The sequence below is a fragment of the Mesorhizobium sp. M0159 genome, from assembly GCF_040322295.1.
Taxonomy (GTDB): domain Bacteria; phylum Pseudomonadota; class Alphaproteobacteria; order Rhizobiales; family Rhizobiaceae; genus Mesorhizobium.
The window spans coordinates 19,562-34,319 of the sequence record NZ_JAMYTF010000023.1; the positions used below are offsets into that span (position 1 = coordinate 19,562).

Annotated in this window: 16 protein-coding genes; all 16 read right to left on the minus strand. The window is 65.3% G+C overall.

From position 1 onward, the window contains the following. Positions 1–8: 8 nt before the first annotated feature. The 16 genes from NKJ32_RS21080 to NKJ32_RS21155 all read right to left on the minus strand — a co-directional run bounded on the left by NKJ32_RS21080 (position 9) and on the right by NKJ32_RS21155 (position 14,686). On the minus strand, positions 9–1,145 hold the full coding sequence (locus NKJ32_RS21080) for a DNA circularization N-terminal domain-containing protein (RefSeq protein ID WP_352828737.1): 1,137 nt from the start codon (positions 1,143–1,145) through the stop codon (positions 9–11). Next, entirely contained in the window at positions 1,145–2,932 is a 1,788-nt protein-coding gene (locus tag NKJ32_RS21085; protein WP_352828739.1) for a phage tail tape measure protein, read from the minus strand. The genes NKJ32_RS21080 and NKJ32_RS21085 overlap by 1 nt, the downstream gene beginning before the upstream one ends. Positions 2,933–3,071: 139 nt before the next feature. After that, a complete protein-coding gene (locus NKJ32_RS21090; protein ID WP_352828742.1) occupies positions 3,072–3,377 on the minus strand; it encodes a phage tail assembly protein in 306 nt (101 codons plus the stop codon). A 2-nt stretch (positions 3,378–3,379) separates the two neighbouring features. Next, entirely contained in the window at positions 3,380–3,745 is a 366-nt protein-coding gene (locus NKJ32_RS21095) for a phage tail tube protein (RefSeq protein WP_352828744.1), read from the minus strand. A 39-nt stretch (positions 3,746–3,784) separates the two neighbouring features. After that, the gene (locus NKJ32_RS21100) at positions 3,785–5,299 is read right to left on the minus strand and encodes a phage tail sheath subtilisin-like domain-containing protein (RefSeq protein WP_352828747.1); all 1,515 of its coding nucleotides are present in this window, start codon (positions 5,297–5,299) and stop codon (positions 3,785–3,787) included. Positions 5,300–5,303: 4 nt separating this feature from the next. Beyond that, positions 5,304–5,513 carry a hypothetical protein gene (locus tag NKJ32_RS21105; protein ID WP_352828750.1) on the minus strand — a complete coding sequence of 70 codons (210 nt, stop codon included), beginning with the start codon at positions 5,511–5,513 and terminating at the stop codon, positions 5,304–5,306. A gap of 3 nt (positions 5,514–5,516) precedes the next feature. Then, positions 5,517–6,272, minus strand: coding sequence for a hypothetical protein (locus NKJ32_RS21110; RefSeq protein ID WP_352828753.1), 756 nt, complete (start codon positions 6,270–6,272; stop codon positions 5,517–5,519). Next, complete coding sequence (locus NKJ32_RS21115; protein WP_352704921.1) at positions 6,269–6,700, minus strand: hypothetical protein; 432 nt, start codon at positions 6,698–6,700, stop codon at positions 6,269–6,271. The genes NKJ32_RS21110 and NKJ32_RS21115 overlap by 4 nt, the downstream gene beginning before the upstream one ends. A 52-nt stretch (positions 6,701–6,752) precedes the next feature. Then, positions 6,753–7,781 carry a major capsid protein gene (locus NKJ32_RS21120; RefSeq protein ID WP_352828756.1) on the minus strand — a complete coding sequence of 343 codons (1,029 nt, stop codon included), beginning with the start codon at positions 7,779–7,781 and terminating at the stop codon, positions 6,753–6,755. A 95-nt stretch (positions 7,782–7,876) separates the two neighbouring features. Further along, positions 7,877–8,545 carry a head decoration protein gene (locus tag NKJ32_RS21125; RefSeq protein WP_352828759.1) on the minus strand — a complete coding sequence of 223 codons (669 nt, stop codon included), beginning with the start codon at positions 8,543–8,545 and terminating at the stop codon, positions 7,877–7,879. A 46-nt stretch (positions 8,546–8,591) separates the two neighbouring features. Continuing rightward, a complete protein-coding gene (locus tag NKJ32_RS21130) occupies positions 8,592–8,993 on the minus strand; it encodes a hypothetical protein (protein ID WP_352828762.1) in 402 nt (133 codons plus the stop codon). Positions 8,994–9,134: 141 nt separating this feature from the next. Next, positions 9,135–10,058: a S49 family peptidase gene (locus tag NKJ32_RS21135; protein WP_352828765.1), complete on the minus strand. Its 924-nt coding sequence runs from the start codon at positions 10,056–10,058 to the stop codon at positions 9,135–9,137. Beyond that, on the minus strand, positions 10,049–10,336 hold the full coding sequence (locus NKJ32_RS21140) for a hypothetical protein (RefSeq protein WP_352828768.1): 288 nt from the start codon (positions 10,334–10,336) through the stop codon (positions 10,049–10,051). Before NKJ32_RS21140 ends, NKJ32_RS21135 begins: the two co-directional genes overlap by 10 nt. Continuing rightward, positions 10,336–11,943, minus strand: coding sequence for a phage portal protein (locus NKJ32_RS21145; protein ID WP_352828771.1), 1,608 nt, complete (start codon positions 11,941–11,943; stop codon positions 10,336–10,338). The genes NKJ32_RS21140 and NKJ32_RS21145 overlap by 1 nt, the downstream gene beginning before the upstream one ends. Next, on the minus strand, positions 11,925–14,051 hold the full coding sequence (locus NKJ32_RS21150) for a phage terminase large subunit family protein (protein ID WP_352828774.1): 2,127 nt from the start codon (positions 14,049–14,051) through the stop codon (positions 11,925–11,927). Before NKJ32_RS21150 ends, NKJ32_RS21145 begins: the two co-directional genes overlap by 19 nt. Then, on the minus strand, positions 14,048–14,686 hold the full coding sequence (locus tag NKJ32_RS21155; RefSeq protein ID WP_352828777.1) for a hypothetical protein: 639 nt from the start codon (positions 14,684–14,686) through the stop codon (positions 14,048–14,050). The genes NKJ32_RS21150 and NKJ32_RS21155 overlap by 4 nt, the downstream gene beginning before the upstream one ends. Between the last annotated feature and the right edge of the window lie 72 nt (positions 14,687–14,758).

Sequence of the window (14,758 nt, forward strand, 5' to 3'; positions counted from 1 at the left end):
AATCCCCTTTATGGCGCGATGGCTTCAAAGCTGATCGGCATGGCCGCCGGCGTGGCGACGCTGTTGCGCTGGACCAGCTCGCCGGCGCGACCAGCGTCGCCATAAAGCGCGTAGGCCAGCGCCGTCGCCGGCAGCGATATTTCGGTCTGCACGCTGACCAGCGGCGCCCGATTGGCGGCAACAGCGCTGAGGTCGGATGCCGCGGTCGCCGCGATATCCGACAGCCATTCGCTGACCGCAACGTCGAGGCCTGTCGACAGGGCCTCGAGGACGGGATCGACGACCGGCGCAATGCGGTCACGGGCACGGCGCGCATCTTGGCGCGAAATATAGTCGCCGGCAGCAAGCGCCTGGCAAAAGCCGGCGGCGAAGGCGGCGGCGGCCACCAGGGCGAAGACATCGTTGCCGGAAGGAGCGGCCGCAACCGCGAAAGCTTCAGTGGCCTCGGCCGGGCTCGCCAGATCGGCAATGGCGCCAACCGTCGAGGCAATCGCCGCAGCGATCGGCCCGGCCTGGGCAACAGGTTCTGTCGACAGGCGCGTGATCGTCGCTATCGCGTCGGCGATGGCGGGCCGCTTTTCGGCCGGCAACTCCGACGCATCGGCGACCGAAGCCATAAGCGCCGCAGCGCCCGCGGCCGCAAGCGCAGAGGGCGCCGCCTGGCCGGGCGCGACATCGCGCATGCGGAACGCGGCGGCCGAGGTGATCATGTCGATGCCGGCGGCGATCTTGGCGGCGATGGCATAGGCGCCGGGCACGGCGGCGAAAGGCAGCGAGGCGAGGCCTGCCAAAACGAACTCGATCTCGAAGCCGACATAGCCGGCACGGCCGCGCTCGCGCGACAATGACCAGCGCGGCACGCGAACCAGCACCGGACCGCCCATCGGCAGCACCAACGTCGCCGCACCGGGCGCATTGAGCGCCGCGGTGAAGGCTCGGGCATTGGCATCGGCAATGTCGCCAGCGACATAGGCCGACAGGCTGAAACGCCTGACATCGCCGCCCATGTCCTCGGTAATGTGCAGATCGGAATAGGCGATCGGCGAGATGGCGACGCGCCGCCCGCCTTCGGCTTCCTCCGCCTCGACGAAGAACGGCACGCCGCGGAATGAGGCGGGCCGAAAGGCTTTCAGCCAGTCGCGCATCAACGTGGCCCCATCAGATGGCCGGCATTGGACTTGCCGGTGTCGGCGCGCACCGCCTTAAGCGAGCCGATAGGCCGCGACAGGTCGGCGGCAGCACTGCGGGCAGCTCCGGCAAGCGCATTGGCGCCGGCGACGATTGCCGCTTCCAGCTTGCCCGCGACCGACGCCAGAGTGTCGGCACCCGACTTGATGCTGTCACCGGCCTGCTTGCCACCATCGACGACCACGGATGATGCCGTCTCGAAATCGCGCTTGAGGCCTTCCACGGAGGGCAACTCGAACCAGTCTTTGGGGGCGTTGCCGGCATTGCCGGACGGCTTCTCGACCTGAACGCTGTTGCGCACGGCGGCCGCGTGGCCGCGACCGTAGAGCCGGTATTGCTCGGCCACGCTCGGCGCAACCGGGCGCGGTGTCGGGATCGGGGTGCGGCCCGGCTGGTCCTGACGGCGCGAGGGCAATTCGGGGCTGGCGCTCATCGGCCCCTTGGCGGCGATCAGCCCTTCTGGCGACCGCCACCCGCCTTTAAATGCCGTCAGCCCCTGGTCCTGGTTGTCAAAGCCGTTGCGCAGCCACCACATGCGCTTTTCCCACCAGCCCATGCCTTCCTTGTCGAGCTCGGCATTGATGAACTGCGCCTTGTCCATGTTGGAGCTGACGAAGTCCATGGCGCCGGTGGCGGCGGGAGCAATACCCGAGCCGATCGCGCGCACCATGCGCTCCCACGATGCGCCCATGCGGTCGATCTTCGACTGGTTGTCATCGAGGACGCGGCCGAGATCGCGCATCGTCGCGCCATCGACATTTTCGAGCGCCTTCTGGAAACCCTCCATGGCGTCGCGGCCCTGCAAAAGGGCGCGCATGCCTTGCTGGAATTGGGCATCGGTGAACAGTTGCGGGATCTTCGACAGATCGCCTTTGAGCGCCCGTTCGGTCAGTTCGATAAACACATCGATAAGGTCACGGCCTTCCTTGCGCGCCTTGGCCATTTCCTTGCGCAGATCGACGCCGAACTTCTTAAAGCTCTTCGCCGTCTCGTTCGATTCCATCTTCTGCAAGACGTTCTGCAAATTGGTAGCGGCAGAACTCGCATCACCGGTTTGCAGGCGCACCGTCTGCAGCATCGACGCCAGCTTGCCCAAGCCCTTCTCACCCTCGTATCCGAGCGAAGCCATGGCTGGCGCAAGCGAAGGCAGGTACTGGGCCATGTCCTTCAGTTCGAACTTGCCCTGCTTGCCCGACGTTACCAGAATGTCAAAGGCGCGCTGCATGTTGTTGCCGGCGAAATGGAAAGAGTTGCCGATCGCGTCGGCCGTGGTGGCGATATCGGCAATCTCGGCGCCGGCAGCTTGCGCGGTTGCGGCGACGGAAGGCAGGAAAGACAGCGCATCGTCGAGGCTGCGTCCGGAAGCGACAAGCGATTCGAGACCGTCCGTGATGCTGTCCTGCGTCATCGAATAGTCGAGCGCAGCACGATCGACCGTGCGGAACATCTCGCCCAGCTTGTCCTTGCCGGCATCGGCATTGATGGCGATACGGTTCAGCCGCCGTTCGGCGCCGGCGAAGTTTGTCACCATTTGCCCGGCCCCGCGCACCAGACCATAGGCGACAAGCCCGCGGACGGCGTTTGCCGCCAACATGCTGTTGCGCGCCATCAGTCCTTGCGTGCGGTTAAACGCTAAAGCTTTCTGATTGACCTGGTTGAGCTTGCTGGACAACTGGCCGAAGGCACCCATCGGGCCGAGCTTCGCCGACAGGCGCAATATGGCCTCGATCGTGCGGTTGCTCATGTCTTCGGCCTACGCTTCAGGAATTCAATGCCGCGCCTGTGCAGCATGGCGATTTCGGAAAACGGCATCGGCAGCACAATTCCGGGCTGCCAGCCGAAGAAGAACATCAGGTCGTCGGCCTGAATACCGACGACTTCGCCTACTCGGTGACCGTTGGCGCGGTACGCATAAAAAAACCGATCACCGCATCACGCACCTGCCTGGCATCGGCCAGATCGAGGCCGCCAAGCTTCTCGATCCCCGGCGCCACGACACAGCGGCGAACATAGGCAGCGACGGTGTCGACATTCTCGATCACGACATTGTTGCCGGCGGCGCGCTGTATTTCGTAGGGCTCGCCCAGCGCCAGCAGATCCTCGAAGCGCGGCTCGCGCAGGGTGACGCTGTCGAAGGCCTCGCCATGTGCTTCGTAGCGCTTCGACAGCGGAACGACTGTTTCCGCCATCGTCAGATCTTCCGGTAGACGCGGGCGATCAGCGCCACGCCGGTGACTTCACCGCTCGCCCGGTTGATGGTCGGCGTGCCGGTAAAGGCGGCTTCGGTCCACAGATGCTGGACCCCAGTGAAGCTTTCGTTGAGCGTCACGTTGAAGCCGGAAGCCCGCATCAGACGGTTCCAGTCGTCGGTCGGCAAATCCTCGAAGGTGAGGTTCGCCTTGAAGCCGGTCGGCTCGACCGTCCGATACACCGAGCCGTCCTGGTTGGCGGCGCCTGATATATCGACATTGGACGGCATGATCTCGGCCGCGCCGCGCACCACGATCCGCTCGCCGGTCGAAAGACCGAACGTCATTTCTCCGCCGAAATTCTGCATCGGTTTTTCCTCTCAGTTGGATGGGGATGGCTGCGGCGATCAGGCGGCGCGATACTGGCTGTAGAGCATCGCGTTGGCGGCAATTACGTCGAGCGGGTTGACGCGGTCGATCGGCGCCATAATGTCGACGCGGTTGGCGCTCTGGCTGTTGCGCTGGACGATCAGCCGGTCGGCAAAGCCGCGCGCGTTTTCCAGCACGCCCCGGTTTTCCAGCGTGTCGGCGGCATGCACCAGCGTCGCCTTGATAGACTTCGGCGTCGAGATCGCGCCGAGGCCGCCGGGGTTTTCGTCGGCAAGCGCCTTCTGGCCGTGCTCATAGGACAACTGCGCGCGGAAATAGCGCAGGATGGCGACGAGCTGGCCGATCGCCTGGATGTCGCGAAACGTCTCGTCCGGCTGCGCGTTGGCATCCTTCTGGTAAGTGGTGATGACCTTGTCGATCGCCACGCCGCCATCCGTGTTGACGATGACGGTCGAGATGCCGGAGCGCAGCATGGTGTTGCGGCCGGCATAAGTCGGCACCAGCGATCGATCGCGCGGCGGCCGCTCGCCCTGCACGACCAGGCCCTTCTGGTTGCGCGAGACATTGCCCGTCGCGTCGTCGGACAGCCACGGCACGATGCGCGCCGTGCGGGCAGCTGCGGCCAGCCAGGCCGGCGTCGGGTTGCCGGCGGCGACCGGCAGACGGGGGTGGATGGTCAGGTGGCGGTCGTTCAGTGCCAAGCCGATCGTTGTCAGCGCCGACAGCGTGCCGGCCGCGGTGGTGAAGACATGGCCATAGACCTGGCGATTGTACGCCCAGCGGCCGGACACATCGTTCATCGCCGCCGTGTAGCGGGCGATGTTGGTGGCATCCGAAAAGGGCGAGACGATCCAGTCGAAGGGATCGTCGCCGAGTGCGGCCAGAGCCGCCGACAGGTCCGGGCTGCCGGTCGGCACCACTGTGTTGGTGATGGTGACGGCAGCGCCGGCAAAGGCGTTGCCGGCAACGACGGTCGGCACATAGAAATCATAGTCGGCATAGATCAGGCCGAGATGGCGGGCGGTCACTGTCACCGTGTCCGTGGCGACGGTGGCGGTGACCGAGAGCGAAGCGCCGGTCAGCGCGTTGAAATAGGCGTTGATGGCAGCAGCAAGGGCGGCGGCGACGGTATTGACGCTGTCGCCGGCGGCGATCTGCACCTGCACCGGCTCGCCTGCGATTTCAACGGTGGCGACACCGCCGCCGGCCGGAACCGAATTGACCTTGATGGTGTCGACGCGCGCCGTTCCAGTCGCTGGCGCCGCCAAGATCCAGGTTTCCTGCGTCGGCGCGTTCAAGAACGCGACACGCGCCATTTCGGCCAGCATCGAGCCGACGCCGCAAAGTGCTACGGCTTCCTGCGCCGAGCCCACCGGCGTCGGGGTATTGTCTGCAATGAGCGCGCCGGTGTTCTTATGGCCGATCAGCAGCAGGCGCGAGGCCGACTGGTAGCTGCCGCCGGAGGTCACCTCGAAGGCAAACAGCGGCGCGACCAGGCCTGCGCCCGGAATGTTGTTGAACAGGATGCCCATGGCTCTATTTCTCCTTGCGCTTGCCTGCGGCCGGGGCGGCAGGCGCTTCGATTGGCTGTTCGGCGATCAGCGAGCCGTCATTGATGAGCTGCAGCCATGCCGGGTCCTCGCGGTCGACGGTCAGCCCTTCTGCCGGAAAATCGACAGTCGGATTGAACGGGTGCGGCATGCGGTGGTCGGCATCGGCGAGCTTGACGTGAACAAGATTGGCCATGGTCTAATCCTCGATTTCCGGAAACGGCTGCGCGATCGACGCTGCAGGCCCCATCTCGCCGGAAATGCCCGCCTGCTTCACTTCGAAGGCGATCGTGTCGATGACCGGCAGCACGGCTGCGGCGCCGAACTGCGCGGCCATGTTGTCGAGCGTCGCCTTGGCGTAGGAGTTCGCCGGCAGCAGGACCGCGATGCGTGCGGCCGGCTGCGGCAGCCCTGCGCCGCCTGAAAAGTCGTCGTCGGGTATCTGGCAGTCGAACAGCATGGTGGTGCGCTGCCAGCGCAGGCCAAGCTCGGGGACGGCGAAGCCTTCCTCGTCGATCGATTCGATGGCCATGACGATCTGGCGAAAGAGCGTGCCTGTCGGCCCTTGCGTCAGCACGAAGCGCACCTGGGCGCAGAGCGCCGACAGCACGATGCGCGCCTTAGGGTCGGAGCCGGCCATGGCGTCGGTATAGGGCGAGCCGTCCTCGTCATGCGCCGACACGCAGAGCTCCGCCACCACCTCGAGCATGGTGCGGCCGTTTCGGGCGACGCTGCCCTGCCCTTGGCCGCGGCGCGGAGATTCCGACTTGCGGGTGAACAGCGACAGCACCGGCGTGTATTCCTCGCCGGCGTCGAGTTCGTCGATCGCCGGACGGCGGCTGTCGAAGACGCGATGGCGCGCCAAGGTCGGCAGCGCCGTTTCGGCAAGCAGGGCGGCGGTCGGACACAGGCTCTCGACGGCGGCCAGCCGGGCGATTTCGGCAGCGATGGTCATGGCCGGCCCTTGGTGCGGTTGACGAAGATGGCCAGGCGCTTGCCGCCGTCGATCGGAATGGCGGCGATCAGGAAACGGCCCTTCTCACTGCCTGTCTCGAGGTCAAGCCAGACGATCTGGTCCTCGACCTTGACCGGCTCGGGCCAGTCGGTCGATAGCGCGGTCACGACAGCCTCATGCGTGGGCATTTCGCGCGCCCGGTCGCGATCCGAAGACAGCATGGACGGATGAGAGAAGCCGGGCGCGAGAGCGGCCGGGCCGAAATGGATCGATCCGAGGAATGGGAAGCCGACACGGTCTGGATCGGCCATGCGGGTATCGTTGACGCCGACCCGCCGCGCCGTCGGCACGACGCGGAAGGTCTCGCGGTCGAAGACTTCGGCGACGGTCGTTTCGAGCGCCGCCGAAGCCTCGTTCCAGTCGATCATAACCAAGCGCCTCGGTACAGGATATTGGCGGCGCCGAGCGCCGCCGGGTCGATCAGGTGTTGCGCGCGCCCATCAGCGTGCCGGGACGGGTGCAGAGCTGCAGCTCGTTCATCTGCAACTCTCCATTGATGCCCTTGTCGTTCTGCATCGGCCACTGCTTGGCATAGAGACGCTCGCCGAGCGTGTTGACGGTCTCCATGTAATCGGCCGGCGAGATGTAGGTCTTGAACAGGTTCGGCACACCGACTGGGAAGAAGCGCGCCTTGGTCGCGGCGATGCCGACGCCCTCGCCGTCGATCTCGCCGTAATTCTCCCAGACGATGCCGCCGAATTCGAACGTCGGGTTCGAGGAGCGGTTCTTGCCGACGAAAGAGTCGCGCAGGATCTGGGCTTCAGACCAGCCCTTGTAGGTGTCGCGAACCTCCTTATGGGTCAGCAACTGGTCGAAGAAGGTGTCGCCGACAAAGGAGTGCACGGAGGCGAACGGCACGGCGCCGAGCGCCTTCTTCTCTGCTCGAATGACCTTGGTGCAGGCGAGGCGCAGAGCCCCGTCGGCCGGGTTGGCATTGTCGAGGTCGAAATCGACTTCCGCAACCTGGCTGATGCCGAATTCGGTGAACAGGTTCAAGGTCGAACCATCAGCATAGGTGATGATGCCGGTGACAGCCCCAAGCCGGGCATGTTCCTCGGTCAGGTCGAAGTCCGAGGTATTGGACGCAATGACGGCACCGACTATCTGTTGCACCGTCGCCAACTGGTCAGACGTCCCTTTTGCGCGAACGTTCTGCACCTGGTCGGCGAGCACGCCCCAGTCGCGCTGGAAGTGCGGCACCTTGAAGTCAGTCATCTTGCGCTTCGGCATGTCGCGGGTCTCGCCGGGACCACCTCGCGGGCTCGGCTTGACCAGCTGCAGGATGTCGCCAACGCGCTCCATGGCGATGGTTGTGGTCGTGACAGGATGCGAAGAAAAAAGGCCCATCTCGCCGATGCGACCGGGCCGGTATTTCAGGTCATTGACGAAATCGGTCAGCGACGTGCAGCTGAACGCGTCATTCTTGAAGATGTCGAGGATGTTGTCCATTTTGGTTTCCCTTGGAAATCCTGGCTGGCAGGAAATGGTTGGGCGCGGCGGGCCGCGGGCTCAATCGGAATGGCCGGCGGTCACCCGCCGCACCGTCAGTTGCGGATGATGATGCCGCGCGCCTCGAGCGCCTGGACCGCGTCGGCCTTAGCGGCAGCGGTAATGCCTGCCGGCCATTCGATCTGGTGGCCGTTGACTTCCGCATCGCGGGCAATGACGGCGATGGCCGCCGTCGCGTCGGCCGGCGTGACGACGGGATAGAGCGCGATTGCCGCCACGACCTCGGAGCCGTCCGTGCCTGCCGGGTTGTAGGCGACATACTGGAAATCCTCGGCGTCGGCCTCGACCGTCACCGTGAACCGGTCGCCGGCGACGAAGTCGGTCGCGTCCGCGATGGTGAACTTGATTTCCTTGTTGAAGGCGACGCCGACCGTCGCCTTGCCGATCGACTTGCCCGTCGGATCGGTCACCTCGAAGGTGCCGCCATTGGTCGCCGGCTCGGTGCAGATGATGTTGTAGACGCCGTCCTTGACCCTGGACGAGACGGCCGGATTGGCGAGCGTCAGCGCGCCGGAGCCGGCGGTGTTGCCGGCATCGGCGGCCGCGGTGGCGACAACGCCGGCGACGACCGCGATGCGGCCGAGCACGGTGCCGGCAAGAAGCGTCTGCGAAAAGGCGACGGTGGCGTTCTCGCGCGAGCGGTGGAAATTCGCCTCGCTGAGCAGAAATTCGCCGGCATGCCGGCCTTCGGTAACAGTCGTCATGGCTTCAGCCTTTCACGATTTTGAGGATGGTGCGCGAAAGGCTCGATCAGCCGATGCGCTTGTTGATGCTGTCCGCCGCCTTCTTCCAGCCGGCCGAAGCATCGGCGGGTTTCGGAGCATTGCCGGGCTGCGCCAGGCTGGCGGCGGCCAGGCGCTGTTGCTCATACGCGGCGGCATCAGCACCACCTGTCGGCTTGGTTGCCGCCACATTGGCGACGACGAAGGCGGAGACATCCTCGCCGGACATGGCCGGAGACTTGGCTGCGAGGTCGAGCGCCGCCGCCATGCGGCCGCCATCGCCCTTAACGCCTTCGGCACCCATCGCCGTTGTGAGGCGCTTGCTTTCAGCGGACACGCCGGCGGCGTGGCCTTTGGTTTCAGCCGCAGCAACGGCTGCGTCATGGTCGGCCTGCGAGCCCGCTGCGGCGGGCGCCTGATTTCCGGACATTCCGGTCTCCTTTGCCCGCGGGGGGCGGTTGGTTTCAGTTGACGCCTGGGCGCCGGTTTCTTCCCCATCATCAGGGGAAAGCTCATCCGCGGCCGCGAGCGTTGCTGCGCGGACCGCGGCCAACATGCTGTTCGCCATGGTTCAGGCCTTTCCGTTGATTTCCTTGACGAAGGCCGCGAACGCCTCCTGGCTGTCGCCGACGGCATCGGCCAGGCCGAGTTCGACGGCTTCGCTCGCCGAATACGCTCCCGCCTCAGTCTTCAGCGCCGCCGCTTTCGACAGGCGCCTGCCGCGGCCCTGCGCGACGACGGCGGCAAACCGGTCGCGCATCTGCTCGACCTCGGTCTGCCATTTCTCCTGAACACCGGCCGCCAGCGGCTGATAGGGATTGCCGTCGACCTTATGCTTGCCGGCATGGATGAAAGTGACCTTGATGCCTTCCTGCTCCAGATTGCCGCTAAAGTCGGCATGCATCATGACGACGCCGATCGAGCCGGCGCCGCCGAACTCCGGTATGATGATCTGTCGCGCCTGGCTGGCCAGGAGATAGCCGGCCGAATACGCAAAATCGGTCAGGATGGCGATGGTCGGCTTGGCCTTGGACAGCGACCGAAGTGCTGCAGCGGCCTCGAACGCGCCATTGACCTGCCCGCCGAAACTGTCGATCTCAACCACGGCTCCCTTGACGGCAGTGCTGCGCTCGGCCCGGGCGAATTGCGTGATCAGCCCCTGGTAGGATGTTTCGCCAGATGATGATCCAATCCATGCGCCCTTCTGGACCAACGTGCCTTCGACCGGAATGACAGCGACGTTCCCGATCATCTCAAATGGGACGATGCCGCGCTGGTCGAGGCGGCGGCCCATGCTATCGCCCAGCACACCCGCTGACGGGCGGCCACTGGCAAAGGCGACATGGTCGACCGCGCCGGGAGCGTTGACGATGGTGATGTTTTGGCCCGTCAGGCGCGGACCGAGCATCTTCAGCAAGGTTTCCGCCTTGCCCGGATGATAGAGATGCGGCCGGTCAAACAGAACGCCGCAGACGCGTTCGAAGGCTAGAGACATGAGCCGCCCCCGACGAAGCGGATCGACTTGGCATAACGCGAGCGCTTGCCCTGCTTCGCCGAACAGGCGGCGGCTAACCGCATCAGCTCGGCGTCGAGCGCCGCGACGCTGCCGACCGATATGCGGACGCGCTGATGGGTGACCGGCGAGCGCACTTCAGTCTCTTCGACCCGCTCGCCGGCGATCAGTTTCAGCTTTGCCGCATAGAGCGCTTGGTAAAGCGCGCATGGGTCTTCCGCGTCGACCGAGACGCCGGCGATCTTGATCAGGGTTGGCATCAAGCGGCAGCCTTCTTGGTCGGCTCTTCTTCAGCCGCGTCTGGCGCGCCACCATTGCGAGGCACGAAGGGCGAAGGCATGCCGGCAGCGATATATTTCTGGTGCTCGCGCACGCGCTGCTCGAACACTTCATCCGGATCGTAGCCGAGTTCGGCGCATTCGCTGGCAAGCGTCGAGGTGCCGTTGACCAGACGTTCGGTGGACGCCTTTGCGCTCTTGCCATCGTCGGCGGAGGGTTTTGCAGGACCCTGCCACAGCGCCCAGCTGACCCGATCGCGGTTGGCGGCAAAGGCCTCGTAGCCGCCCTTGAATGGAATGCGGCCTTCGCCGATCTCCTCATCCAGCCAGGCTTCGTAGATCGACTGGCAAATCGGCGCGGCAATACGCTCGCGGCGACGCGTGACGACGGGCCAAATCGAGGAGTTCTCCATGCGAACGCTCGAATAGGTTGCCGCCGTATGGTTCATCGTCAGGCCGCCGAAGGTGATGCCGATGGCCCGCGCCATATCACGCGACAGCTCGTCCGACACCGGAAGGAACTCCGGACCAGGCGTCTGCGTGGTCAGCAGCTTCAACTCTTCGCCAGGAGCGAGATGAGAGACCTGCGGATCACCGCTGATCGAAATCTTGCCTTCTGCCGCACGGCTCAAGGCGCCGGCGAAATAGTCGTGGAAGTCGGCCTGCAGATCACTGTCGTCCGGCAGTGCCTCGATCGCCTCGAATGCCTCCTTCGACGGATTGGGGCTGGTCAGGGCAGCGGCGAAAACCGTCTGCAGGATGCCGGTCTGGATCTTCGCATCGACCAGGATCTCATGCTGGATGTGCTTGCGGAACGCCGGCGCAATCCGCGAGATGCCGCGGACGTCGGTCGCATCCCACGGATCGAACACATGCATCACCTGCAGCCTGCCGGCCGCGTCATAGGCGCGATAGTCGCGCCTGGTCCGGATGCCGGCTTCCTTTTCCTCGAATCGGTAGGCGATCGGCCGCCCGTTCGCTTCGTGGATGACGCCCTGGTAGAGGCCTTCATAGTCGTTGGTGTCCTGCACCAGCGCCGTCGGCGGTACCATGCAGACCTTGGTGCCGGTCGAAATGCCATAGCCGCGGCGTTGCGCGATCGGCATGTAGGAAATCAGGCCGGTGGCCTCGCCATAGGCCATGTCCCAGCGCAGCGCGATGTCGATCATCTGCGGCACGGTGAACTTGCCGCGCATGTCGCATTCGCGTGGGTTCCAGGCGTAGCGCTTCCAGCGCCGCTTGATGAGCTTGATCAGCTCCGCCGTCTCGGCATCGCTATAGCCGAGGCCGGACAGGTCAGGCGTCGGGTTGAGCACCAGCTCGACCCCGACCGTATCGGCGAGCACCTGGTCGGCGGCGCCCTTCAGCCTGCCGGAATTCTGGATCAGGTCGATGGCAAGCCCGGCGGCGCGCCGCCAGGCAAGTCGGATTTCATCGCGACTGTCGCGCAGGATCGCCGGGCGCGTGTTGATGATTGCCGAGCGCGAATCGCGCAGGAACGCCGCGCCGGGAAGCGGACGCGCGGAAACATCCGTGCCCGCCTTTCGTCCCAGCAGCCGGTCGATCAGTTTCACGTTCGCTTCGCCCATTTTTCACGGTTTGCCTTGCGGCGCGCGTCGCGCTCCGGATCGGCTTTTCTGGTCTTGCCCTTGAACGGCCCGTCCTCGGCCGCTTCGAACAGGTCCGGTTCGGCCGGCTTGCCGTGCAGTTCAGTCAACAGATCGGCCCAGCGCTCGGCATTGAGCCGGCGCTTGTGCTTCAGGTGCCAGGCCAGCGCGAAGGCGTAGACCGTGGTGTCGAACCAGTCATTGGCGCGGCCTAAAATCTTCTTCCACTCGCGCGGCGCCTTCGGGCTGATCAGGTTACGCGCCCGCCGCGAGACCGTCGCACGCGCTTCCTCGTCCGGATCGACCAGCCGCTCCGCCGTCATCTCCTTGGCGAACTCGTCGTCGCAGAGCTCGTTCGACAGATGGATGGTGTTGCGCGGCCAGCTGCCCCTCTCGTCGGGGCCGAGCACGAAATTGGCCAGCGCCGCCATCACCGAGGTCTTGATGTCGTAAAGGCCGACCGGATAGAGCATGACCTTGGCGATGATGCGCTTGCGCTGGTCGCGAATATCCTTCTTCACCGGCGTGCCGAGCCATGGCAGGCCGATCTGGTGGCGGCCGTCGAGCGCGTAGACGTTCGGCCGCGAGGCGCAGAAGCGGTATACGCGATCGGTAGCAAAGCCCGAATCGACGCCGGAAATGTCGATGCCCTTCTCACCGCCGCCGGCCGTCCGGTAGGACTTGCCGAGCGCGTCGGCGAGCTCGATCCAGGCGTCGTCGACCTGATCCGGCGCGCCCATGAAGACCTGGCGGTCAATCAGCCAGGCGCGGTCGCGTGGCCCGACCGCCCAGACCGACCATTTGATGCCATAGCCCTGGACGTCGGCGGCCGAGACGATGAGACCGGCTTCGGCTGGGATGGTCCCTTGCGGGAACGGAAACTTGCGCGCCGCCTCGACGATCTTTTCCCATTCGACGGCGACGCCGCCCGGATCGTAGGGCAACGCCAGATCCTGCTGGTAGAAGGTGCGCAGCTTCGTCGTGTCGCCTTCGGCGTCCTTGAAGCGGTGCCAGATGTCGGCGAAGCGTTCGCGCGGCGCGTAGGCCGCCCACAGATGATAGCTCGGCTGCCAGTCGCGGCAGCGGCCCTCACAGGGGTCGCAGCGCCAGCGGCCGATGTCTTGGGGCGCGATCGCGTCCGGCACCTTCTCCTCGCCGTCATGGACGCGGCGGGCGATCCAGTGGCCGCGCGCGTTCATCTCGGCCTTGTGGCCGTCGAGTATGGCGCCGTTGCAGGCGATGCAGGCCACATGAACCGGCAGATTGCGCGCCGGATCAGGATCGCGCAGCTGCTCGCGAAACTGGTCGAATTCCAGCACATGATAGATGCCGCAATACGGACAGGGCACGTAGTAGTAGCGCTGGTCGCCGACTTCGAAATCGCCGGTGATTGCACATTCTCCGGAGATGCCGGGCGTCGAGCCTTCCCATTCCTTGGCGAGGTCGCCATACATCTTCTGGCGGGCCCGGGCCTGGTCGCGCGGGCTGCCACGGCCGTCGACGTCGCGCGGATAGCCGGTGACCTCGTCCATCGCGAGGTATTTGATTGACACCATCTGCAGGCCCTTGGAGGAGCCCGCATTGACGATCTGGCAGAAGCCGCCGGCGTAGCGCTTGAACGAAGTGGTCGAGCCCTGCTCGTCGCGGCTGTTGACCGGCATCACCTTGTGGGCGATGCGCGGGCTGGCCTCAATCGTCGGCTGCAGCTTGACCCGGTTGAACTTGGTCGCTTCCTCGAGGGTCGGCAGCACGATCATCATCGAGCCGGGCGCCTGGTCGACGATGAAGCCGAACCAGTTCTCGATTGCCGTCGACTTGCCGAGCTGCGCCGCCCAGCGGCAGGTCACGCGGCGTGCCGGATGGTCGGGATGCAGGCAATCCTGCGGCTCGCGCAGGTAGGGAACGCGGTCGGTCTTGAACTGGCCGGGCCAGGGCGACCCCGATTCCGGCGAGACGAAGCGGTAGCGGTCGGCCCATTCCGAGATCGTCAGGTCGGCGACTGGCCGGCTGGCGGCCTCGAGACCGGTGAACAGGATTTCGGCACCATGCGGCAGTTCCGGAAAGGAAAGCCGCGCGTCGTGGTAGCTCATTGCAGGCCGGCCTGGTCGAATGGCCCGGTGTCGCCGGCGGCGCGCTCGCGCTCGTGCTGGTCGAGCCGCTCGCGGATCTCTCGGTTGAAGTCGTCTAGGCCGACGCGGACGAAACCTTTCAGCGCGATGCGCGCGACGCGCTCGTCCCATCCATACTTGACCGAAAGGCTCGCCGCCTCGCTCTCGATCGCCCGGTCGAAGGCGCTTTGCATCAGCGCGATGGCGTCGCGACCGGCTTTGTCGACCTCGGCCGTCGGAGTCAGTTCGCCGCGGCGCTTGGCGAGGTCCATCTCGCGCATCTCGGCATCGGCCTGCGCCTTGCGGGCAAAGCCGTCAGACTGGCTGCCGGCGAACCGTGAAGGCTGCGTTTTGGCCTTTATCCCGAGGCCAGGAGCTTGCCCCGAGACCGGCGGCACAGTGCGCAGTCGAATGTTCTCGCCACGATGGGCAACCAGCCCGCCGAACTCGACCAGGTGGGACTTGCCCTCCTCGCGCGTCGGCAGCGCTTGCGCGTGCTGTTTCAGGTAGCGCGACAAGGTCGAGCGGTCGATCCGGTCACCGGCCGCGCTCAAACGCGCCGCGGCGTCCGTGATCGAAATCCACTCGCCGGCGTCGGCGTCGGTTTCGATGACCATGCGTGCAGTGTCCCGTGCGGCACGCGTGCATCACACGTTCTTGCGTGTACCGCTTTCCGACGCGCCTACTAG